Source organism: Azospirillum sp. 11R-A (assembly GCF_049472615.1).
GTDB lineage: Bacteria > Pseudomonadota > Alphaproteobacteria > Azospirillales > Azospirillaceae > Azospirillum > Azospirillum palustre.
The window spans coordinates 264,996-286,710 of record NZ_JBCEBL010000003.1 but is presented as its reverse complement, the minus strand read 5'-3'; the positions used below and the strand labels follow the sequence as shown (position 1 = coordinate 286,710).

Annotated in this window: 23 protein-coding genes; 11 read left to right on the top strand and 12 right to left on the bottom strand. The window is 67.0% G+C overall.

The features are described from left to right. Window positions 1–117: 117 nt before the first annotated feature. Together VH569_RS07020 and queC are read left to right on the top strand one after the other, a co-directional pair. Window positions 118–2,034: a PAS domain S-box protein gene (locus tag VH569_RS07020; protein WP_423314715.1), complete on the top strand. Its 1,917-nt coding sequence runs from the start codon at window positions 118–120 to the stop codon at window positions 2,032–2,034. A gap of 88 nt (window positions 2,035–2,122) precedes the next feature. Further along, window positions 2,123–2,851: a 7-cyano-7-deazaguanine synthase QueC gene (gene queC / locus VH569_RS07015; protein ID WP_423314714.1), complete on the top strand. Its 729-nt coding sequence runs from the start codon at window positions 2,123–2,125 to the stop codon at window positions 2,849–2,851. Window positions 2,852–2,892: 41 nt separating this feature from the next. Here the strand turns inward: queC and VH569_RS07010 are convergent, their stop codons facing one another. Continuing rightward, window positions 2,893–3,897: a tripartite tricarboxylate transporter substrate binding protein gene (locus VH569_RS07010; RefSeq protein ID WP_423314713.1), complete on the bottom strand. Its 1,005-nt coding sequence runs from the start codon at window positions 3,895–3,897 to the stop codon at window positions 2,893–2,895. 404 nt (window positions 3,898–4,301) lie between these two features. Between VH569_RS07010 and VH569_RS07005 the strand changes: the two genes are divergently transcribed. From VH569_RS07005 to VH569_RS06995, 3 genes are all read left to right on the top strand, one after another. Further along, window positions 4,302–4,778 carry a tripartite tricarboxylate transporter TctB family protein gene (locus VH569_RS07005; protein WP_098740472.1) on the top strand — a complete coding sequence of 159 codons (477 nt, stop codon included), beginning with the start codon at window positions 4,302–4,304 and terminating at the stop codon, window positions 4,776–4,778. Further along, complete coding sequence (locus VH569_RS07000; protein WP_423314712.1) at window positions 4,775–6,277, top strand: tripartite tricarboxylate transporter permease; 1,503 nt, start codon at window positions 4,775–4,777, stop codon at window positions 6,275–6,277. Before VH569_RS07005 ends, VH569_RS07000 begins: the two co-directional genes overlap by 4 nt. A 118-nt stretch (window positions 6,278–6,395) precedes the next feature. Further along, the gene (locus VH569_RS06995; RefSeq protein ID WP_423314711.1) at window positions 6,396–6,629 is read left to right on the top strand and encodes a hypothetical protein; all 234 of its coding nucleotides are present in this window, start codon (window positions 6,396–6,398) and stop codon (window positions 6,627–6,629) included. A gap of 111 nt (window positions 6,630–6,740) precedes the next feature. On the opposite strand, the gene VH569_RS06990 is transcribed toward VH569_RS06995, so the two are convergent. Both VH569_RS06990 and VH569_RS06985 read right to left on the bottom strand, forming a co-directional pair. After that, window positions 6,741–7,103: a cupin domain-containing protein gene (locus VH569_RS06990; protein WP_423314710.1), complete on the bottom strand. Its 363-nt coding sequence runs from the start codon at window positions 7,101–7,103 to the stop codon at window positions 6,741–6,743. 12 nt (window positions 7,104–7,115) lie between these two features. After that, on the bottom strand, window positions 7,116–7,829 hold the full coding sequence (locus tag VH569_RS06985) for an HAD family hydrolase (protein ID WP_423314709.1): 714 nt from the start codon (window positions 7,827–7,829) through the stop codon (window positions 7,116–7,118). 313 nt (window positions 7,830–8,142) lie between these two features. Here VH569_RS06985 and VH569_RS06980 point away from each other — a divergent pair, with 313 nt between their 5' ends. Beyond that, a complete protein-coding gene (locus tag VH569_RS06980; protein WP_098740467.1) occupies window positions 8,143–8,355 on the top strand; it encodes a DUF1127 domain-containing protein in 213 nt (70 codons plus the stop codon). A gap of 214 nt (window positions 8,356–8,569) precedes the next feature. Here VH569_RS06980 and VH569_RS06975 read toward each other — a convergent pair whose 3' ends face one another. Next, the gene (locus VH569_RS06975) at window positions 8,570–9,706 is read right to left on the bottom strand and encodes a type III PLP-dependent enzyme (protein ID WP_377809951.1); all 1,137 of its coding nucleotides are present in this window, start codon (window positions 9,704–9,706) and stop codon (window positions 8,570–8,572) included. Between the two features lie 439 nt (window positions 9,707–10,145). Here VH569_RS06975 and VH569_RS06970 point away from each other — a divergent pair, with 439 nt between their 5' ends. Beyond that, on the top strand, window positions 10,146–10,712 hold the full coding sequence (locus tag VH569_RS06970) for an MgtC/SapB family protein (protein WP_423314708.1): 567 nt from the start codon (window positions 10,146–10,148) through the stop codon (window positions 10,710–10,712). Here VH569_RS06970 and VH569_RS06965 read toward each other — a convergent pair. The 5 genes from VH569_RS06965 to VH569_RS06945 form a co-directional block, all read right to left on the bottom strand. Next, a complete protein-coding gene (locus tag VH569_RS06965; protein WP_423314707.1) occupies window positions 10,678–11,880 on the bottom strand; it encodes a multidrug effflux MFS transporter in 1,203 nt (400 codons plus the stop codon). The two genes, VH569_RS06970 and VH569_RS06965, sit on opposite strands and share 35 nt — an antisense overlap. 143 nt (window positions 11,881–12,023) lie before the next feature. Further along, complete coding sequence (locus VH569_RS06960) at window positions 12,024–12,200, bottom strand: hypothetical protein (protein WP_377809948.1); 177 nt, start codon at window positions 12,198–12,200, stop codon at window positions 12,024–12,026. Window positions 12,201–12,215: 15 nt separating this feature from the next. After that, window positions 12,216–13,157, bottom strand: a complete 942-nt coding sequence (locus VH569_RS06955; RefSeq protein ID WP_423314706.1) for a bifunctional riboflavin kinase/FAD synthetase — start codon at window positions 13,155–13,157, stop codon at window positions 12,216–12,218. Between the two features lie 142 nt (window positions 13,158–13,299). Next, the gene (locus VH569_RS06950; RefSeq protein ID WP_012973248.1) at window positions 13,300–13,749 is read right to left on the bottom strand and encodes a MaoC family dehydratase; all 450 of its coding nucleotides are present in this window, start codon (window positions 13,747–13,749) and stop codon (window positions 13,300–13,302) included. Window positions 13,750–14,214: 465 nt separating this feature from the next. Then, window positions 14,215–14,793 carry a septal ring lytic transglycosylase RlpA family protein gene (locus VH569_RS06945; RefSeq protein WP_376958380.1) on the bottom strand — a complete coding sequence of 193 codons (579 nt, stop codon included), beginning with the start codon at window positions 14,791–14,793 and terminating at the stop codon, window positions 14,215–14,217. A 169-nt stretch (window positions 14,794–14,962) separates the two neighbouring features. Between VH569_RS06945 and VH569_RS06940 the strand changes: the two genes are divergently transcribed. Both VH569_RS06940 and VH569_RS06935 read left to right on the top strand, forming a co-directional pair. Next, window positions 14,963–16,012: an alpha/beta hydrolase gene (locus VH569_RS06940; RefSeq protein WP_423314705.1), complete on the top strand. Its 1,050-nt coding sequence runs from the start codon at window positions 14,963–14,965 to the stop codon at window positions 16,010–16,012. Between the two features lie 30 nt (window positions 16,013–16,042). Then, window positions 16,043–17,056, top strand: coding sequence for a DUF6352 family protein (locus tag VH569_RS06935; protein WP_423314704.1), 1,014 nt, complete (start codon window positions 16,043–16,045; stop codon window positions 17,054–17,056). A gap of 28 nt (window positions 17,057–17,084) precedes the next feature. Here the strand turns inward: VH569_RS06935 and VH569_RS06930 are convergent, their stop codons facing one another. Beyond that, complete coding sequence (locus tag VH569_RS06930; RefSeq protein ID WP_423314703.1) at window positions 17,085–18,149, bottom strand: AI-2E family transporter; 1,065 nt, start codon at window positions 18,147–18,149, stop codon at window positions 17,085–17,087. Between the two features lie 221 nt (window positions 18,150–18,370). On the opposite strand from VH569_RS06930, the gene VH569_RS06925 reads away from it, so the two are divergent. Next, entirely contained in the window at window positions 18,371–18,898 is a 528-nt protein-coding gene (locus VH569_RS06925) for a CreA family protein (RefSeq protein WP_098740458.1), read from the top strand. A gap of 227 nt (window positions 18,899–19,125) precedes the next feature. Here VH569_RS06925 and VH569_RS06920 read toward each other — a convergent pair whose 3' ends face one another. Then, complete coding sequence (locus VH569_RS06920) at window positions 19,126–20,079, bottom strand: succinylglutamate desuccinylase (RefSeq protein ID WP_423314702.1); 954 nt, start codon at window positions 20,077–20,079, stop codon at window positions 19,126–19,128. 283 nt (window positions 20,080–20,362) lie between these two features. On the opposite strand from VH569_RS06920, the gene VH569_RS06915 reads away from it, so the two are divergent. Then, window positions 20,363–21,229: an N-formylglutamate amidohydrolase gene (locus VH569_RS06915; protein ID WP_423314701.1), complete on the top strand. Its 867-nt coding sequence runs from the start codon at window positions 20,363–20,365 to the stop codon at window positions 21,227–21,229. Window positions 21,230–21,287: 58 nt separating this feature from the next. On the opposite strand, the gene VH569_RS06910 is transcribed toward VH569_RS06915, so the two are convergent. Further along, window positions 21,288–21,608, bottom strand: coding sequence for a DUF1476 domain-containing protein (locus VH569_RS06910; RefSeq protein ID WP_109051309.1), 321 nt, complete (start codon window positions 21,606–21,608; stop codon window positions 21,288–21,290). Window positions 21,609–21,715: the final 107 nt, after the last annotated feature.

The window sequence follows — 21,715 nt, the reverse complement described above, 5'->3', positions numbered from 1 at the left end:
ATCATGCACCCGGAGTCGGGTTAATCCTGACATGAACCGTTAACGCCCTCTGATTACCCTGCGGACGGCGGGATCGAGCGCAATCCCGCCGTCCGCATCAGGGTCGGGGGTGTCGTCTTGCAGGATGGCCTGTCCAGGGAACTCAGGATCGGCGGCCTGTTCCAGGATCGCCGCGAGCTTGTCGCGGTGCTGTCGCCGGACGGGCGTGTGCGCCATATCGGCGACTCCGCGGGCGATCTGCTGGGCTATGCGCCGGAGACCCTGACCGGCGCGTCGCTCGGCGAGCATATCCATCCCGACGATGTGGAGGAGGCGCAGCACCGGCTGCAACTCCGCGTGAACGCTCCCGCGGGCAGCAGCGGCCGCGCCGTTTTCCGCTTCCGCCATGCCGATGGCGGCTGGCGCTGGCTGGAGGTCACCACCCGCAACGAGCTGGCCGACCCGGCCATCGGCGGGCTTGTGCTGAACATCCGCGACATCAGCGACCACATCGCCCTGTCGGAACGGCTGCGCGCCAGCGAGGCGCGCTACCGCACCCTGGCGGAGGCGGTGCCGGTCGGCATATTGCAGGCCGATTCCGCCGGGCAGGTGCAGTTCGCCAATGCCCGTCTGGCCGGGATCACCGGGCTGGAGCCCGACCGGCTGCTTGGCAGGGGCTGGCTCGATGCCGTGCATCCGGAGGACCGGGAGCGGGTGGCGGCGGATTGGCGGCTGGACTCGGGCTGCGATGCCGCGGCGACCGATTTCCGCTTCCACGATCCCGACGGCACGGGCGCCGACCGCCGGGTGCTGTGCCAGCGCATCCGCCTGGAGGATGGCGGCACCATCGCCACCATCACCGATGTCAGCGAATATGTGCTCACCGCCAACGCGCTCCGCCTGTCGGAGGCGCGCAACGAGGCGGTTCTCGACACCGCCGCCGACGCGATCCTGACCGTCGACGAGGCGGGCGTGCTGCTCAGCTTCAACCGTGCGGCGGAGGCCATGTTCGGCGTCGCGGCGGGCGACCTGCTGTGGCGTCCGCTCGACCGCCTGATCCCGCTGGCCGATTTGCGGGAGGAGGGCGGCATCCGGCTGGAGTTCGCGCCCGGCCAGACCACCGCCCTGGTCGCCCGCGACCGCGCAGCGGAGGCGGAACGTGCCGACGGCATCCGCTTTCCGGTCGAACTGTCGGTCAGCGCCAGCGAGGTGGAGGGGCGGCGGGTCTATACCGCCATTCTTCGCGACGTGACCGAGCGCCGGCGGGCCGAGGCCGAGCTTCTGGCCGCCAAAGAGGCGGCGGAGGCCGGCAACCAGGCGAAATCGACCTTCATCGCGACGATGAGCCACGAGTTGCGCACCCCGCTGAACGCGGTGATCGGCTTCTCCCAACTGCTGGAGACGCAAGCCGGGACTGCCGTGGCGGGTGGGCGGCAAAATGACTTGGTGACTGACTGCGTCGGGGCGATCCGCCAGGCCGGCGAACAGCTTCTGGCGATCATCGACGACATCCTCGACATGGCGCGCGTCGATGCCGGCGGGTTCTCGCTGGTCGAAGGGTCGGTGAACCTGTCGGCGTTGATCGAGCGCGTGGTGGCGGATCTGCGCTTCCACGCCACCCGTCAGGGCGTGACGGTCGATGTGGCGGCCGACGGCGACCTGCCGCCGATCCGCGGCGACGACCGCCGCCTTGGGCAGGCCTTGAGGAATCTGCTGTCCAACGCCATCAAGTTCAGCCATCCGGGTGGTGCGGTCAGCCTGTCCGCCGGGCTCGCCGCCGATGGCTGGGTGGAGCTGACGGTGCGCGACCGCGGCGTCGGCATGCGGCAGGAGGACGTCGCGCAGGCGCTCACCCCCTTCGGCCAGATCGACCAGACCGTCACCCGCCGTCATGAAGGCATCGGTCTCGGCCTGCCGCTGGCGCTGCGTCTGGTTGAGGCGCATGGCGGCACGCTGACGTTGGACAGTGCGCCGGGGCAGGGCTGTACCGCCACCATCCGGCTGCCGCCGTCGCGCATCATGACCATCGCGGAGTTGCTGGCGTCGATGTCCTGAACTGGCCTGTGCCGTCCGGATGTGCCAGAAGCTGTCGCGGGATGTCCGCCCTGCCGGGCGGACGGTTTCGGAAAGGCAGAGGTGTGCGATGGCGGATCGGAACGGTGTCAGGGACGCGGTGGTGCTGGTCAGCGGCGGGCTCGACTCGACGACGGTGCTCGCCATCGCCAAGGCCGAGGGCTATCGGGTCAATGCGCTCAGCTTCCGCTACGGCCAGCGCCATGCGGTGGAGCTGGAGGCGGCGCGGCGGGTGGTCGCGGCGATGGGGGTGGAGCGGCATGTGATCGCCGACATCGACCTGCGCGCCTTCGGCGGCTCGGCCCTGACCGACTCCATCGCCGTGCCGAAGCACGACAGCTCCGCCGACCTGCAAGCCGGGCTGGGCGAGGGCATCCCCGTCACCTATGTCCCGGCGCGCAACACCGTCTTCCTGTCCTTCGCGCTGGCCTGGGCGGAAACGCTGGGGGCATCCGACCTGTTCATCGGCGTCAATGCGCTGGATTACTCCGGCTATCCCGACTGCCGCCCCGAATACATCGCGGCCTTCGAAACACTCGCCAACCTCGCCACCAAGGCCGGGGTCGAAGGCACCAGCCGTTTCAAGATCCATGCGCCGCTGATGACGCTGGACAAGGCCGCCATCGTCCGCCGCGGGCTGGAGCTGGGGGTGGACTACAGCCTCACCCACTCCTGCTACGACCCGACGCCGGAGGGGCTGTCCTGCGGCGCCTGCGACAGCTGCCTGCTGCGTCTCAAGGGCTTTTCCGAAGCCGGAATGACCGACCCGATCCGTTACGATGCCGGAATGAAAGCTTAACAGACCGGATCGTTTCGCAATCGGTTCTTATATCCAGGCCGTCACTTCCAGGGCATCTCGGTCCACAGGCTGCGGAACTCGCCGTCCAGCTGCTTCAGCTCGGCGGCGAAGGCGTCGGGGCCGACGATGCGCAGCGGCTGGAAGGTCTCGCGCGCCTTGGCCTGGAATTCCGGATCCATGGCGGCCTTGGTGACCGCCTCGATCAGGGTGCGGCGGATCTCCGGCGGCAGGCCTTTCGGAGCACCGATGCCGCGCATCGACACCATATCGATGGCATAGCCCTGCTCGCGGAAGGTCGGCAGGTCCGGCGCCATGTCCCAGCGCGAGCGGCTCATCACGCCCAGCATCCGCACCGGATCGCCACCGGCGATTCCGCGCAGCCCCTCGCCCAGATTCTGGTCGCAGATCTGGATGTGCTGGCCCAGCATCGCCCGGTAGTTCTCGGCGCTGCCGGGAAACGGCACATGGGTGAGGTGAACCGCGGCCTGCCGTTCCAGCAGAAGCATGGCGAGATGGTCGTCGGAGCCGATGCCGGTCGAACCGACGGTGAGAACGCGCGGATTGGCTTTGGCATTGGCGACGACGTCCGCGACCGAGCGGAAGGGGCTGTCGGCGCGGACGGTCATCACGCCGGGATCGTCGACGATGTTCACCAGCGGGTCCAGCCGGTCGAGGCCATAGCGCGCCTGCCGTTCGATCGGGATGGTGATGAGGTTCGGCGTGTTGATGAAGCCGATGGTGTAGCCGTCGGGCACGGCGTCGGCGATGGCGGCGAAGCCGATTTCCCCGCCGGCGCCCGGGCGGTTCAGGATGACGATCCGGGCGCCGCCCAGATACCGCTCGATATAGGGCGCCAGCATGCGGGCCGTCACGTCGGTCGATCCGCCGGCCCCATAGGCCACGATCATGGTGATCGGCTTCTCCGGATAGGCGGCCTGCGCCACCGGGCCGGCCGCGGCGCACAGAACCAGCGCCGCCAGCACCGTGCCGAGAAGGGATGCGGCACGGCCACCGGCCTTGCGCAGTAATCGGGTCGCTGCTGTCATCGTTCCATCCCTTGCTTTCGTGCCGATGCGTCCGACGCCGGCCCCGCTCGCTTTGGCAGCCGCGTCCACATCGGCGCTTATGCGTGTATTGACTAAATTTATTGATATCTAAAAGGGTGTTCTGGCGCAAAATGCCGCGGATAAAGTTTGAGAATTCCCTTATGTCGCGAATTAAAGCGCGCAACGGCATGCATATGACACTCGACGGAGATGAGGCGCGGGGCAATAATGCAACCCGCGGATTCGGGTGCCGAGGGTTCGGAGCGGCCAGTGTGGACTGCGCCCGGTTGGGGGCGGACCCGCTCCCTCCCGTGCCCCTCGTCCGATGAACTCGTTCCACGAAGCGAGAGCGCTGCATCCGGCCTACTCGCCGTCGCGTGCCTGAGAGAGCGGACATCCATCCAATGACACATACCCTGAGATCGCCACGGCCGGCTGCCTTCCGGCTGAGATCGCCCCAGGACCTTGCGGCCGGGCTGCTGCTCGCGGCCATCGCACTCGGCGGGCTGTGGCTGGCGCGCAATTGGGAGGCCGGGTCGCTGGCCATGATGCAGGCCGGCTTCTTCCCGCGGCTCGTCTGCTATTTCCTGCTGGCATCCGGGCTCGCGACGATGTTTCGCGCCCTGACCGCCGATGCGCCGGCGGCGCTGGCCTGGGCATGGCGGCCGTCGGTCGCCATCACCGTCGCTGTGGTGGCTTTCGCCGCCCTGCTCGACAAGCTGGGGCTGGTGCTCGCCATCCTGGCGCTGATCGGCATCGGCGGACTGGCCGGCCGGCCGCTGCGTCCGGGTCCCTTCACCGCGCTGTGGGCCACGCTGGCCTCCACTTGCGTCGCCATCTTCTCCTGGGGACTGGGCCTGCCGCTCCAGATCTGGCCATGATGGACGTCTTCGCCAATCTCTGGCTCGGGCTGGGCGTGTCGGTCGAGCCGATGAACCTGCTCTATTGCTTCCTCGGCGCGCTGATCGGCACGCTGATCGGCGTTCTGCCGGGGCTGGGGCCGACGGCGACGGTGGCGCTGCTGCTGCCGATCACCTTCTACCTGCCGCCGGTCGGCGCGCTGATCATGCTGGCCGGCATCTTCTACGGTGCCCAGTATGGCGGCTCGACCACCGCCATCCTGGTGAAGCTGCCGGGCGAATCCTCGTCCGTCATGACCTGCCTGGACGGCAACGCGATGGCGCGCCAGGGCCGCGGCGGCGTGGCGCTGGCGACCGCGGCGCTGGCCTCGCTGTTCGCCGGTGTCGTGACAACGCTGGTCATCGCCGTCGCCGGTCCGCCGCTGGCCGGGGTGGCGCTGGCCTTCGGGCCCTCGGAATATGTGGCGCTGATGCTGGTCGGCCTGATCGGCGCGGTGATCCTCGCCCATGGATCCGTCGTCAAGGCGGTGGCGATGATCCTGATCGGGCTGCTGCTCTCCATGGTCGGCACCGACGTCAATTCCGGCCAGATGCGCTTCACCTTCGACATCCCGCAGCTTTATGACGGGCTGGACTTCGTGCCGCTCGCCATGGGGCTGTTCGGTCTGGCCGACATCATCATCAATCTGGAGGAGACGGAGGGGCGCGGCATCGAACCGTCGCCGATCCACCGGCTCTGGCCGAGCTGGCAGGACTTCAAGGACGCCTGGCCGGCCGCCGTGCGCGGCACGGCTCTCGGCGCCTTCCTCGGCATCCTGCCGGGCGGCGGGGCGACGTTGAGCGCCTTTTCCTCCTACGCGCTGGAAAAGAAGGTGGCGCGCGATCCGGCCGCCTTCGGCAAGGGCGCGATCCAGGGCGTCGCCGGGCCGGAGGCCGCCAACAATGCCGGCGCCCAGGCCAGCTTCATCCCGATGCTCAGCCTCGGCATCCCGTCCAACGCGGTGATGGCGCTGATGATCGGCGCGATGATGATCCACGGCATCACGCCGGGCCCGCAGATCATGACCAAGCAGCCCGACCTGTTCTGGGGCATGATCGCCAGCATGCTGGTCGGCAACATCATGCTGGTGGTGCTGAACCTGCCGCTGATCGGCATCTGGGTGCGGCTGCTGCGCGTTCCCTACGCCTACCTGTTTCCCGCCATCCTGGTCTTCTGCTGCATCGGCACCTACAGCCTGCGCAACGACGTCTTCGACGTGGTGATGATGGCCGGCTTCGGTCTGTTCGGCTATGTGCTGAAGAAGCTGGACTGCGAACCGGCGCCGCTGCTGCTCGGCTTCGTCCTCGGCCCGCTGCTGGAGGAGAATCTGAGCCGGGCGATGCTGCTGTCGCATGGCGACCTGGGCATCTTCGTCTCCCGGCCGATCAGCGCCGGCCTGATGGCGGTGGCTGCCAGCCTGCTGGCCCTGATCCTGCTGCCGGCCTTCCGCCGCCAGCGCGAGGTGGCCTTCAAGGAGTAAGCGTCGCCTCTGGTGAGCGTGTCCTGCGGCAATCCGCTGCGGGACTCGCTCCTTGCCAAACAAGATAAAATTTTATATAAAAGCATATCGATTGTTGAGAACGGTGAGGGAGCGCATCATGGCCGCCACCGCCTGGATGGGACAGCGTCTGCCTGGCCGCGCCGCGCGGGCCGTAGAGCGCGCACATCGCCGTGCCAATGCCCGCAAGCGCGGCTGGTCCCGCGACATCGCCCGCCTGATGCTGGTCGCCTCCGTTCTCATCCTGGGCGTGCTGGCGGTGGAAATCGGGCGCAAGGCCGTCACCATCCTCAGCCACAACACCGCCCAGCAGTCGGTCGAGAACACCGGCTAGAGTGTGGTCGGTTCAAGCGGAATCGCTTGAAGCGTGAATCACACGGAAAACCAAAAGCTTGCGGTCTGTCTGGTGCTTCAATAAGCACCAGACAGACTCTAGGCGGGCGGGTCAGGGCAGGATCACCACATAGCGCTTGGTGGTGGCCGCGATCACCGTCCAGCTTCCCTGGAATCCCGGTTCGATGACGAAACGGTCCCCGGCCTTCAAGGCCCATGACCGGCCATCGTCATGGGCGACGATGCTCTCGCCCTCCAGAATCTCGCAATACTCCCACTCGTCATAGACGATGCGCCAGGAGCCGGGCGTCGAATGCCATGTGCCGGCGAACCGCTTGCCGTCGGGCGACTCGTAGCTGTTCCAACTGGTGAAGACCGGCGCACCCGACAGGATGCGCTCGGCCGCCGGTGCGCCGGTTTCGGGCGTGATGCCGTCGAGCTCGGCCAAGAGCGACAGTGGAGTGGACAGGGTCATCGTCAGGGTTCCTCACCAGTCGGCCAGCAATGCCGGCAGGTCGCGGACCGACTCCAGCCGGCGGTAATGCTCATCGGGCACCTCGGCCTCTTCATGGGCCCAGGTGATGGCATAGGGGATATGGACGGCATGGGCGCCGGTCGCCAGCACCGGCAGGATGTCGGAACGCACCGAGTTGCCGACCATCAGGAAGCGGGCCGGATCGATGCCGTGGCGATCCATCACCCGGCGGTAGGTGGCCGGGTCCTTCTCGCTGACGATCTCCACCGCGTGGAAGAGGTCCGACAGGCCGGAGCGCGCGATCTTGCTTTCCTGGTCGAACAGGTCGCCCTTGGTGATCAGCACCAGCCGGTGACGGCCGGCCAGCGTCTCCACCACCTCCTTCACGCCGGGCAGAAGCTCCACCGGATGCTCCAGCATCGCCTTGCCGAAGTCGATCAGGCTTTGCAGGTCACGGGCGGGGACATGGCCGTCGGTGACGGCAATCGCCGTCTCGATCATCGACAGCACGAAGCCCTTGATGCCATAGCCATAGACGCTGAGGTTCGCCCGTTCCGCCTCCAGCAGGCGGCGATCCAGGTCGGTCGGGTCGGCGGTGTGGGCCAGCAGGGCGCGGAAGCGGTCCTGCGTCATCGAAAACAGCGATTCATTGTGCCAGAGCGTGTCGTCGCCATCGAAGCCGATGGTCTCGAACTGCTGGCCGGCGGGGCTGGGGATGCTGCTCATGAGCCTGTCCACTGGTCTGCTGGATTGATCCGTAAGTAAAACAATACATCGCCCAAGTCGGTCTGCCTTGTCCAGCGGGTGCCGGTGTGGGGGTCCTTTATTGTCAGTCTGACGAACGGTAAGTATCCGCAATGACGAATTTGCCACAGATCGGTGACATTCCATGGCGAGTTCTTCGCTGCCTGCAAAGCGGGCATGTTGCCGTCGGGGGTGGCAACATGGCTCAAAGAAGCATAATTATATTTCCACACAAGGAGGACGTGATCGCCGACCGGCGGACCCTCCAAAACAAGACATCTCAGGAATCTCCATCATGGCAACCCTTCTGCACTCCGCCGAGACCGGCCACGCCAACACCACCTTCGGCCACGTCGTCGAAATCGCTTCGAACCTGCTGGGTCTGTGGCGCCAGCGCGTCGTCACCCGCCGCGAGCTGGGCTATCTGGACGACCGTATGCTCCAGGACATCGGCTTCAGCCGCCTGGATGCCGAGCGCGAGATGTCGAAGCCGTTCTGGCGCGAATGAGCGCCTGTACGCCGGCCGGCGAACGCACTGAAAAAGGCCGCTTCCGTTGATCGGAGGCGGCCTTTTTCTTTGTCCGATACTTGGGAATGCTCAAAAAATAGGCTGCACAAAAATCAGCCGGCCAAAAAAGAGAAAGCCCGCTGCCGGGTGAACCGGCAGGCGGGCTTTCTCTTGGCGGACTGAAGCCGGGCAGGGCAACTCCCCGCCCGTATCCTCAGATGCAGTAGTGCTTGAGCGGCTCGAAGCCATTGAAGCAGACGGCCGAATAGGTCGTGGTGTAGGCGCCGGTGGCGTGGATGCGCACGCGGTCGCCGCACTTCAGGTCCACCGGCATCTTGTAGTCGGCACGCTCGTACAGCACGTCGGCGCTGTCGCAGGTCGGTCCGGCCAGGATCACCGCCTCGCGGTCGCTCTCCAGATCATCGCCCAGCACCTCGATCGGATACTGGATCGCCTCGTCCATCGTCTCGGCCAGACCGCCAAACTTGCCGATGTCGAGATAGACCCAGCGCTTCGGATCCTCGGCCGACTTGCGCGACACCAGGACCACTTCGCTCTCGATGATGCCGGCGCTGCCGACCATGCCGCGGCCGGGCTCCACGATGGTCTCCGGCAGGTGGTTGCCGAAGTGGGTGCGCAGCGAGTCGAAGATCGCCTGGCCGTAGGCGGTGCATTCCGGCACGTCGGTGCGGTAGCGGGTGGGGAAGCCGCCGCCCAGATTGATCATGCCCAGGTCGACGCCCAGCACCTCAAGCTCGCGGAACAACTGCGCCACCTGGAAGATGGCGTGGTCCCACTGCATCAGGTCCTTCTGCTGCGAGCCGACATGGAACGACACGCCATAGGGCTGCACGTTCATGTCGCGGGCCTTCAGCAGCAGCTCGCGCGCCATCTTCAGGTCGCAGCCGAACTTGCGCGACAGCGGCCATTCGGCACCCTCGCCCGAGGTCAGGATGCGGCAGAACACGCGGGCGCCGGGGGCGGCGCGCTCGATCTTCTCCAGTTCCGGCTCGCTGTCGAAGGCGAACAGGCGCACGCCCAGCTCGAAGGCGCGGCGGACGTCGCTTTCCTTCTTGATGGTGTTGCCGAAGGAGATGCGGTCCGGGGTGGCGCCGGCGGCCAGGGCCATCTGGATTTCCGGGACCGAGGCGCAGTCGAAGGCCGAGCCGAGACGGGCCAGCAGGCTGAGGATTTCCGCGGCCGGGTTCGCCTTCACCGCATAGAAGATACGGGCGTCGGGCAGGGCGTCGTGCAGATCGTTGTAGTTCTGCTCGACGACATCCAGATCGATGACGAGGCAAGGGGTCTGCGGGCGCTGCTCTTCGAAAAAGCGCGCAATCTTCTGGGTCATCGAGGTCTCCTGGGACGCAAGATGATGGAACGGAACGGGCGAAGTCGGGGGGAACGGAGCGGCCGAGCGGGCCGATCAGCAACTGAAAAAGCTGATCAGGCGCTCAAGCCGCCAATACTGGATTTCCCCGTACAGAACCCTGTTCTGTCCGTATGGTCCAGGAGCGGCAAATTTCGGAGACGGGTGAGCACGCGCCCACCCACAACAACATCAACCATCGTAACCTCCAAGTCGCCGCCTTGTTTAAGGGACGGTCGGGGATCACGCGTTACGTCGTTGCATAACCACATCTCGGAGACGCCGAGGGGCGGGCCAGCGGCACGTGCGCTTGCGAGTTCGCGTTACATAGATCCAACGCGAACGATTGCAAAGTGAAAAATGCCGTCTGCCCCAAAAAAGTGGCAGACCGTTTGGAGGGCAGAAAAACCGGAGCAATTTCATGGGCTTGACCAGTGTTCTGACTGCCGGGGAAATCGGGCTACGGCTGCTGGCGGCGGCCCTGTGCGGCGCTTTGCTTGGACTCGACCGCGAGATGCGGGGCAAAGCGGCGGGGTTGCGCACGCATACGCTGATATCCATCAGCTGTGCCCTGACCACGCTGGTCGCACTGGAGCTTTACGCCGGGCTGCAGGCGACGGGGGACGAGCGGCCGAGCGATCCCGTCCGCGTCATCCAGGGCGTGGCCCAGGCGGTCGGCTTCATCAGCGCCGGCGTGATGTTCCGCTCGGGCGACAGCGTGCGCGGGGCGACCACCGCGGCGGTGATCTGGGTGGCCGGTGCGCTGGGGATCGCCTGCGGCGCCGGATACTATATGCTGGCGGGGATGACGCTGGGCCTATGCCTGGTCGTGACGATCCTGTTCACCTTTCTGCTGGATCGTTTCCCGCAGTTGGGAAAGGAGGACGGCGACGATGCCGGGAAAACCCGGAAGCGCCGCGCTACTTCCCGTCACGCCTCCCGTCAGGGCCGGATCAGGCGGATCGCCCGCTCGTCGCCGCGGGGATGACCAGCAGCCGGTGCGCCAGCAGGGCACCCAGGGCGACCAGCCCGATGGCGCCCATCATCGGCAGGGCGGTGCCGTCGTTCATGTGGCCGACGACGATGCCGATGATCGCGGCGATGGCCATCTGCGCGAAGCCCAGCAGTGAGGAGGCCAGCCCGGCCATGGTGGCGTAGGGACCGACGGCGTTGGCGCTGGCGTTCGGCAGGGTCAGTCCGGTGCCCAGGATGAACAGGAAGACCGGCACCACGATGGCCAGCAGGTGCAGCACCCCGGCCAGCGCCAGCGCCCCGCCGACCAGCCCGCCGCCCATCGACAGCAGCGTGCCGATCCGGATCATCCGCGCCCCGCCCAGCCGCGGCGTCAGCCGCCCGGCCAGGAAGGTGCCGAGCATGTAGCCCAGCACCACCGCGCCGAAGCTGGCGCCATACTGGGCCGGGGTCAGGTGCATCTGCTCGATCAGCACGAAGGAGGAGCCGGAGATGAAGGAGAAGATGCCGCTGTAGGAGAAGGCGACCACCAGCACATAGCCGAGGAAGCCGCGGTTGCGCAGCAAAAGCAGATAGTTCGCCGCCAGCCGGCTTGGCCTCAGGGCGTCCTCGTCGCGATGCGCGTTGGTCTCGCCCAGCAACGACCAGACGGCGGCCAGGATGCCGCAGGCGAAGACGGTCAGCAGCACGAAGTTGGCGCGCCAGCCGAACCATTCCGTCAGCACGCCGCCCAGCATCGGCCCCACCGCCGGGGCCAGCGCCATCGCCATCGACATATAGGCCAGCACCGTCGCCGCCCGGTCGCGCCCGAACACGTCGCGCACCACCGCGCGTGCCACCACCGGGCCGCAGCAGGCGCCCAGCGCCTGGAAGAAGCGGGCGGCGATCAGCGCATCGATGCTGCTGGTCATGGCACAGACGGCGCTGGCCGCCAGATAGATCGTCACCCCCACCAGCAGGGTGGGGCGCCGGCCGAATCGGTCCGACATCGGCCCATAGACCAGCTGCGACACTGCGAAGCCGACCAGGAAGATCGACAGGGTCAGCTGCACCGTGGCGACGTCGGTGCCGAACACCCGCACCAGCGTCGGCAGCGACGGCAGATACAGGTCGGTGGACAGCGGGCCGAAGGCGACGAGCGCCGTCAGCAGGATGCGGATGGTCAGGGAGTCTGGACGGGGCATGGGGATTCGGGGGGATTCGGGGCGGCTTGCGGCGGGAAGCCTGGGGCGGGGCGGCACTGTATCAGAGGAAACCACCGCCGCCAGCGCGGATCGCAGGCCGCCTGTTCAATGCCGTCGCCAAGCCTGTCGCGCGTCCAGCCCGGTCAGTTGGCCGGCAGCGTCATGCGGATGCAGCGCGACAGCACGGTGTTGCCGGTCATCTCGCGGTAATTCTGGATGATGATCGGCTCGGCCGCCTTGCACTGCTCCATGCTGGCGAACTCCAGCGTGGTCGGGCCGCCCTGGTTCAGCATGAACAGCAGCATCAGGACCCGTTCCATCCGATTTCCCTCCTGTCAGCCGGCCGCCAGCACGGTGCGGGCGGCGGCGGCATCCTGCACGATCTGGTCCTTCAGCGCATCGAAGCTGGGGAACTTCATCTCCGGCCGCAGGAAATCGATCATCTGGACGCGCAGATGCAGATCGTACAGGTCGAGATCGACATCGAACAGGTGGGCCTCCAGCCGTGCCACCGTGCCGTCCACCGTAGGGCGGGCGCCGAGATTGGCGACGCCCGGCAGCCAGACCGTCTCGCCGGCGCGGTCGATGCCGGCGCGCACCGCATAGACGCCGAAGGCCGGGCGCAGATACTCGCCCAGCTCGATGTTGGCGGTGGGGAAGCCGATGGTGCGGCCGCGCTGGTCGCCATGGACGACTCGCCCCTCGATCTCCCACGGATGACCCAGCACATGGGCGGCCTCGCGCGGCCGGCCGGCGGTCAGCGCGTCGCGCACGCGGGTGGAGGAATAGACGCCGCCCTGTTCGTCGGACACCGGCCCGACCTCGGTCACGCCGAAGCCCTGGGCGCGCCCGGCCTGCAGCAGGAAGGCGGGATCGCCCGACCGCCTGTGCCCGAACAGGAAGTCGTAGCCGCAGACGACATGCCGCACGCCCAGCCCGCCGACCAGGATTTCGTCGACGAAGGCCTGCGCGGTCTTGTGGCGGAAGCCGTCGTCGAAATGGCAGACGATCAGCTGGTCGACGCCCAGCGCCTCGATGTGGCGGGTCTTGACGCGGAAGGGCGTCAGGCGAAAGGGCGGGTCGTCGGGACGGAAGACGCTGCGCGGGTGCGGTTCGAAGGTGACGACGGCCGACGGCGCCCCCAGCTCCGCGGCAAGGCGCTGGGCGGTGCCGATGACCGTCTGATGCCCGCGATGGACGCCGTCGAAATTGCCGAGCGCCACGACGGCGCCCCGCTCTTCGGCCGGCAGGTCGGCGGTGTGTCTGTACAGTCGCATGCGCGCCCCGGTGCTGTGGGCGGACCCCGGCGGGTCCGCTTGCTCGGGCGTCTATATAGACCGACGCCGGCGCGGGGTAAACGCGCCGGCGTGTTTTACGCTCGCAGGCAGGCCGATTGGCCTGGGTATTGGCCGTAGGCGATCAGCCGCGGGACGGAACCATCAGCAGCGCTTCACCTTCGACCACCACGGTCTCGCCGACGGTGCAGACGGTCTTGATGACGCAGCGGCGCTTTTCCGGGATCAGCTCGGTGATGGTGGCGCGGGCGGTGACGGTGTCGCCGGCGCGGACCGGCGCCTTGAACTTCAAGGTCTGGCTCATGTAGATGCAGCCCGGCCCCGGCAGCTTGGTGCCGAGAACGGCCGAGATGAAGCCGACCGTCAGCATGCCGTGGGCGATGCGGCCCTGGAACATGGTGGTGGCGGCATATTCCTGGTTGATGTGGACCGGGTTGGTGTCGCCGGAAATACCCGCGAACAGGACGATGTCGGCTTCCGTCACCGTCTTGGCGAAGCTGGCCGTCATGCCGACGGACAGGTCTTCGATGCAGTAGCCTTCGGTATCCTTGCGGACCTGACGCACGTCGTCCATCGCAGCAATTCCTCTTTCTCTCGGTGCCTGTTCCGGCATCTGACGCCCGGGCGCCGTGCCGTTCGCTGCAATGCGTCGTGTGCACCGCAGCGATGGGAATGGCACCACGTCTCCTCCAAAAATGCAAAAAAATCTCTAACGTTCCGCACAAGTCGGCGAGGAAGCCGGCCGCTCCGTCCGGCAGGCTTCGCCGCAATGGAAGCCGGCATGGCGGTAAGGGATTACTTACGGACCGAGGTATTGCGGGAGAAAATACGGCGGATCATGGGCTTATCGCAAAAACTCGGACCGCTCCGACCGGTGTGGCGCCATGGGTGCGACTGTTTTGCCACCGGCTGAGGCACCGATGGCGAAGTCCCGTTCTTTTCAACGGTTTGACCGTATGGTGACTGTTGGTTCGGCGATGCAATAAAATCAGGGCGGTGGACGCGGCGAATCGGAAGCCCTTTTCGCCGCGCCGCAGCATTACTTGCCGGAGCCGGAGTGCGACACTGTGTCGCTTCTGCTCCCGCCGCTGTTTCCGCTGTTCCGGTTGCCCTCGCCCTGGGCGACCTGATTGCCGGGGGTCAGCTGGTCGACCTTCTCCTCCACCTTTTCGCGGGCGGTGTCGGTCGGCTGTTCCGACGGCTTGACCTCGACCTTCACCGGGGCGGTGCCGTCTTCGATCATGTCCAGCTTCTTGGCGGCGGAGCGCGACAGGTCGATCACGCGGCCATCGACATAGGGGCCGCGGTCGTTGACGATGACGTCGACGCTCTTGCCATTTTCCTGATTGGTGACGGTGGCCTTGGAACCCAGCGGCAGGGTGCGCGAGGCGGCGGTCGCCTTATTCTGGTTCATCGTTTCGCCGTTCGCCGTGGTGCGGCCGTGGAACTTCTGGCTGTAGAACGACGCTTCCCCCTTGTGGACGAGGATCTCCTCGCCATCCTCATGCTCTACATGCACGGGCGGAACCTTGGCCTTCTCGTTCGCCAGCACAGGGACGGCAGTCCCGCTCAGGGTCGCGGCGGTCAGCGCCAGGACGATGATGTGTGTTGTCTTCATCTGTACACCTCCAACGGCGGACCAACGCCATTCAAGGAAAAGAGTTCCCTCGCGGAGTCGATACAAGACATCGCCACTATTTCTGGTTTCTAATATCTTGACGAATTCGGAGTGGGTTGCCCTCGGGGGTGCCATTCCGGTCCGCAACACAACGGTCAGGGGAGAAAGCATGGCCGACGATGCCGCCTGGACTGCATCCGAATTTGCGGCGGATCGCCTCGCCAATGGTGTTGCCGCCCCGGCTGAGATGCGTCATGTGGCGATGCCCGACGGGGTTCGGCTGCGCGTCGCCGTCTGGCCGATGCCGGAGCGGGCTCGCGGCACGGCGCTGGTGCTGACCGGCCGGGCGGAGTTCATCGAGAAATATGCCGAAACCGCGGAGGCGCTGATTGCCCGCGGCTTCCGCGTCGTGGCGTTCGACTGGCGCAACCAGGGACTGTCCGACCGGCCCTTGCCCAACCGGCAGATCCATCACCTGACCGATTTCGCGACGCTGGTGGACGATCTCGACGAGGTCCATCGGCAGGTGGTGGCGCCGGTCGCGGCCGAGACGGGCGGTCCGGTGATCGTGCTGGCCCATTCGATGGGCGGGCTGGTGGCGACGCTGGCGCTTGTCCGCCATGCCGATGACGATCCGGACCGCTACGCCGCCGTTCTGCTGGCGGCGCCGATGTACGCCATTCACAGCGGGCCGCTGCCGCGCTGGCTGGTGCGGGTGCTGGCCAGCCTCGGGCTCGCCTGCGGCTGGGGCGCGCGCTATGCGCTGGGCCAGGGCGATTACGACCCGGCGGAGGGGAGCTTCGGTCCGGACAACAAGATCACGACCGACCCGCGACGCTACGCCGCCTTCCACACCCCCTATGCCGAGCGGCCGGAACTGCGCGTCGGTGGGGTCAGCTTCGCCTGGGTCGCCGCCGCCCTGGATGCCGAGGATGCGTTGCGCCACGTCCTGCCGCTGGAACGGGTGCGCACGCCGGTGATGCTGCTGAGCGCGCCGGAGGACCGGGTGGTGCGGGCGGAGGCCCACCGCGTGGTGGCCGCCCGGCTCGGCGATGCCCATCTCGTCGGCTATCCCGGCGCCCGGCACGAGCTGCTGATGGAAGGCGACGCCATCCGCGACCGGGTGTGGGCGGACATCGACGCCTTTCTCGACAGGACCCTCGGCACTGGGGCCTCGCACAAGACACTTGCGCCGGCCGGCGGCTCTGTCGTCGGATAGGCGCCTTCAGGACCAAAGGTGCCCCGCAGCATGACCGATTTCTGGACGGCGTCCGGTTTCCACCTGTTGACCCGCGACGCCGACAACCATCTGGCGGTGACGCCCGATTTCCTGCGCGCCTACCTGCTCCGGCCCGAGATGCGCCCGCCGGAGGAGGCCTGCGACGCCGAGCGCACGCTGCACGCCGCCCTGCTGGACGATCCGGCGCGGATCGTGCCGGCTCCGCTGATCGATGCCATCGCCGATGCGGACGCGCGGGAGAATTTCCAGGTCTGGCTGGCCTTCCGCGACCGGCTGCTCGCCGCCGGGACGCTGGAGGGCTGCTACATCCGCCTGTTCCGCGAGGGCGCCCGCGGCGTGCCCGGCCTGTTCATCGACCAGCTGGTCCACGCCATCCTGCGCGGCATCCTCGACGAAACGCCGTCTGGCCTGCGGGCGCGGGCGGGGGAGCTGTTCTTTCGCGAGCAGACGGTGTCGGTGGAGGATGGTCGCGTCCGCGTCGCCGATGCCGAGATCGTGGAGACGATGGCGGCCTCCGGCGGCTTCGGCTCGCTCGGCCGTCTCGTCGTGGAGGCCGGCACCGCCCCGCGCAGTGTCGAGCTGGACATTCTGGACGAGACCAACCACCCGCTCTACTGGGGCCGCGACGGCCGGCACGACACCGTGCTGGACATCACCTTCGCCGCCGCCGGGCTGGACGCGCTGGCCCGCGTGCTGGAGGTCTGGGTCGGGCATTTCCTGGGCGTCGCGGTCAGCATCCAGCCGGTGCAGAACATCCGCGACGACCGCTGGGTCTGGCATGTCGGGCTGGACAGCGCCGCCACCGCGATCCTCAACGACCTCTACAACGGGGTCGATGTGGGGGAGGAGCGGCTGGCCCGCATCCTCGCTTTGTTCCGCCTGGACTTCGCCGATCCCGCCGCCATGCGCCCTGACCTCGCCGGCCGGCCGGTCTATCTCGGGCTGGCGATGACGGAAGCGCGGCGGCTGAAGCTGAAGCCGCAGAACCTGCTGGTGAACCTGCCGCTGGCTTCGGTGGCGTGAAAGGGGTTTGAGGGGGCCTTGGCCCCGCTCAGTCCCCCAGCAGGGCCCCGACCGGCTTCAGCGGTTCGTGCGCGTCGAACAGGATCTTCAGGATTGCCAGGATCGGCACGGCCAGCAGCGCGCCGGGGATGCCCCACAGCCAGCCCCAGAACAGGATCGACACGAACACCGCGATGGGGTTCAGCGACAGCCGGCGGCCGACGATCATCGGGGTGAGGAAATTGCCCTCGATCGTCGTCAGCGCGACGAAGGACAGCGGCGGCAGGATGATGGTGCCGAGGCCGTCGAAGGTCAGGACCGACACTAGGAAGAGCACACCGGTCATCACCGCCGGGCCGATGAAGGGGATGTAGTTGGCCAGCGCCACCATCACCCCCCACAGCGCCGGATTGGGCAGCCCCCACAGCCACATCAACAGGCCGGTCGCCAGCCCCAGGATCGCGTTGATGACGGTGATGGTCAGCAGATAGGCGGCGATGTTCTGCTGCAGCGTCGCCGCGACCATGGCGTAATGCACGCGGTCGTCGACGTTGCGCATGGTGCCGATCAGCGCCTCCAGCGAATGCCGGCCGCGGGCGAGGAAGAAGTAGAGCAGCACCAGCAGGATCACGACATTGGCCAGCACCGTTTCGACCTGGCTGACCGCCTGCTCCATCAGCGTCGGACCGCGCACCACCACCTCGCGCGCCGGTCCGGCCTGGTTGCCGGTCTCCTTGGTGATCTGCTCGATCTGGCGCGATGCTTCGCGGGCGCGGTCGATGCCGGCACGGATGTCGCCCAGCTTGAACTCCAGCTCGTGCATGACCCGGGGCATGCGGTTGACCCACTCCGCCGCCGGTCCCGACAGGGTGTAGACCGCCAGCAGCACGCCGCCGAACAGCGATACCACCATGATGGCGGCGCCGATGCCTTCCGGCACGCGGACGCGATAAAGGGCGCGGACCAGAGGCCGCAGCAGGAAACTCAGGATCAGCGCCAGCATGATCGGCAGCAGCACGTCGCGCCCGAAATACAGCGCGAACAGCAGGGCGATGACGAACAGGCCAACGGTGGCGATGGTTTGCGGATTGCGGCGATGACCGGGCGGGGGCACGGGCTCGGTCGCCGGTTCCGGCGTTCCGGCGAGCGGAGCCTCTGGCGCAGGAGGATGCGCGGGGGGAATCGAGGCGAACTGGCTGCGGTCTGTCATCGCGGTGGCCGGACCTCCGAAGGTGGGCGCTTGACGGTGGCGCCCGATCCTCCGATCTAGGGGAGTGTTTTGCCGGACCGCGCGGCCCGCGGTCCCCGCCCGTCCTTGCCGGAGACCCAGTCGCGATGCGCAGCCCGTTTCCCCTGATGAACGTTTCCGCCGGCCTTTTGGTTCTGGGCCTGTTGACTGCCGGGCTGACGCTGCCGTCACCGGCGGCGGCGGACGACGTGATCGGCCGCTTCTCCAACGATTGGACCGGCAACGGCCTGCAGGTCCAGGCCATCGAGGACCCCAAGGTGAAGGGGATCACCTGCCATCTGGTCGATTTCGATCGCAGCCTGATCGACCGGCTGAGCAAGGGCAACTGGTTCGAGGATCCGTCCAACGCCTCCATCGCCTGCCGCCAGACCGGGGCGGTCACCGTCGGTGACATCGACCTGTCGCAGAAGGGGGAGGAGGTCTTCTCCGAACGGAAAAGCCTGATCTTCAAGTCGATCGCCATCCGCCGCATCTATGACCGGCCGAACGACACGCTGGTTTATGTGGTGTACAGCCGACAGGTGAAGGACGCCTCGGCCAAGACCTCGATCTCCACCGTGCCGCTGTTCAGCGCGAATGCGACCTGGACGAAGGGCAAGCCGGCCGTGAAATGAGTGGTTTCCGGCGATTTGGCAGGGCTCTGATCCGGGAGCAACATTGACACGGATGTCGCGGATTTAGACACGGATTACACGGATTTTTTCGGAGCTTGCGGCCGCTCAGGCTTGTTCCGGAAACCCAGGCTCAGGGATGCCACATCCGTGAAATCCCTGTTTTTAAATCCGTGAAATCCGTGTCGATTTTGCCCGCATCCGCAGGACCTAGCAAGGATCGACCAGCCTCACCCGACGATCCGCCCCAGCCGCACCGCCGTCTGGCCGGATTTCACGCGGCGGGCGGGCATGATGAGAACGCAGTCGTTGTAAGGGGTCTGGATCGCGCGGGCGTCGTCCCAGCCGATGACGGTGCCGGCGCGGCCGATCACCTCCATCCCGACGAAGGGGGCGGTGAAGCGGAAGCGCTCGCTGGCGGCGGTGATGGCCTCGGTGACCTCGACCAGCCGCTGCGGATCGGTTCGCGGGCGCAGGCGCGGACCGTTCGCCGGCTGGTCTATCATCTCCAGCCCGAGAAGCAGGCGCAGGCAGCTTTCCAGCGCCACCGTCGCGGTTTCCGCCCGCCAATGCTGGCCGCATTCGACCAGGATGGCGGTGTGCGACCCCTCGGGCTTGGCGAAGTTGCCGTAATCGATCAGCCTCTTGCCCCCGGCATGACCGCCGTCCGCCACCACCCAGGCCGGATAGCTAAGGCCGAGCGCCAGATCGCGCCCGCGCGTGGTCCGTCCGCACAGGGTCAGCGGTGCCGTGTCCGCCGTCATCGAATGGAGATCGAGCAGCAGATCAGCCGATTCATAGACGGGCCGCAGGGCGCGGGCGCGCCGAAGCTCGATGCTGTCGCGCCGGCCGTCGAGATGCTCCGGCGACCACAGCCGGTTGAAATCCTCGTCCAGATAGCGCGACGCGTAGGGGTTCTGGCGGTCGAAGGTGGCGTAGGCCGTGGTGTTGGCGAAGACGAAGGTCAGCCGTCCGCGCGTCGGCCGCAGTCCCATGCGCAGCAGGGCGTCCAGCGCTATGGCGCCGCACAGTTCGTTGCCGTGGACGAGCGCGTTCAGCACCACATGCGGCCCGGGCTCTGCCGCCGACAGGCTGGTGACGTAATCGATGCCGGTGTTGCCGCGCCGGTAGGGCGCGATGTCCGGTGGCGTGAGTTCTACGGGGGCGAAGAGCGGGTCGGTCAAGCGGCAAGCTCGCCAGCGGTGGGCGCTCCGAACAGTATGGCGAACCAAGCGACTCCACGCCAGTGCGGGCCGGTGCGCCGCCGTGGTTTTTTTGGCTGATGCGCCTGGCGCAATGTTGCGGCGGCATGGCAGCATCATGACGAATGGCCGTCGACTGCGGGTTGACGCATGGGTTATAGGATCCGCCGGATCGATAAGGGCGGCGGTGGACGTTGCGGCAATTGAACTGGCGGTTGTTCCACTCCGGCTATCTGGTTGGGGGCTATCTGGTCGGGGTCGGTCGATGAGCTTCGTGATCGATGACGTTCTGGTCCGCAACGACCCGGTCGGCCGGCGCCTTCCGGTGCTGTTCGATTCGCCGCACAGCGGCAGCATCTATCCCGACGATTTCCGGGTGATCTGCCCGCATCCGCTGCTGCGTCAGGCCGAGGACACCCATGTCGAGGAGCTGTTCGCCACGGCACCCGACCATGGCGCCACCCTGCTGTGCGCGCTGTTCCCGCGCACTTGCATCGATGTGAACCGTGCCATCGACGACATCGATCTGGCGATGATCGACGGCGACCTGCCGCTGCCAGTGCGTCCGACCCCGCGCAGCACGCTGGGCATGGGGCTGATCCGGGCCATGCTGCGGCCGGGCGTTCCGCTCTATGACGGGAAGCTGCCGGCGTCGGTGGTTGCCGACCGCATCGACCGCTATTACCGCCCCTACCATGCCCAGATGCGGATGGCGCTGGACGGTCTGGCGGATCGGTTCGGGGCTGCGTGGCACGTCAACTGCCATTCCATGCCATCGTCACTGCGGCCGGACGGGCGCGATCCGCTGGCGGTGGATTTCGTCATCGGCGACCGCGACGGCACCACCAGCGAGCCGGGTTTCGTCCGGCTGGTGGCGGACACCCTGCGCGGCCTCGGCCATCGGGTGGCGATCAACGATCCTTACAAGGGCGTGGAACTGCTGGCGCGCTATGGCGAGCCGGCGCGCGGCCGCCATTCGATCCAGCTGGAGATCAACCGGCGCCTCTACATGAACGAGGAGACGCTGGAGCGCCACGATGGGTTCGCCCGGCTGAAGGGTGATATCGACACGCTGATCCGCCGCATCGCCGACTATGCCGGCCAGCGCGTCCTGCACCGCGCAGCGGAATAGGCGCCCCGCCGGGATCGGGTCGGCGGGGTCGCTAAGGACGTGCAGAGGCCCGATCCGATCAGGCTTGCGTCACCTGCTGGCGCGCGATGTCCAGGAAATGCGCCATCTGCTTTTCGACGCGGTGGTCGGAGATGTCGACCCCGCGGGCGTGCAGGTCGGCGCTCAGCTTGTCCCGGATGTCGTGCGGGCCGGGGGTTGCGATGTCGGTGTCCACGATCTGGCGGGCATAGGCCTCGGCGTCGGCACCGGACAGCCCCATCAGGTCGGCGGCCCATTCGCCGGCCAGCCGGTCGCGCCGGGCGCGGATGCGGAAGAGCAGGTCCTCGTCGTGCTGGAACTTGTTCTCGAAGGCCTTTTCGCGGTCGTCGAAGGTCGTCATGGGGACCCAGGCTCCTTTATTGGTTTCGCTCCCTTATATAAGGATAATATAGCCCGAAGGCGGCTGTCGTCACTCTCCCGCCGCGTCGCGCCCGCGGATATTCTGCA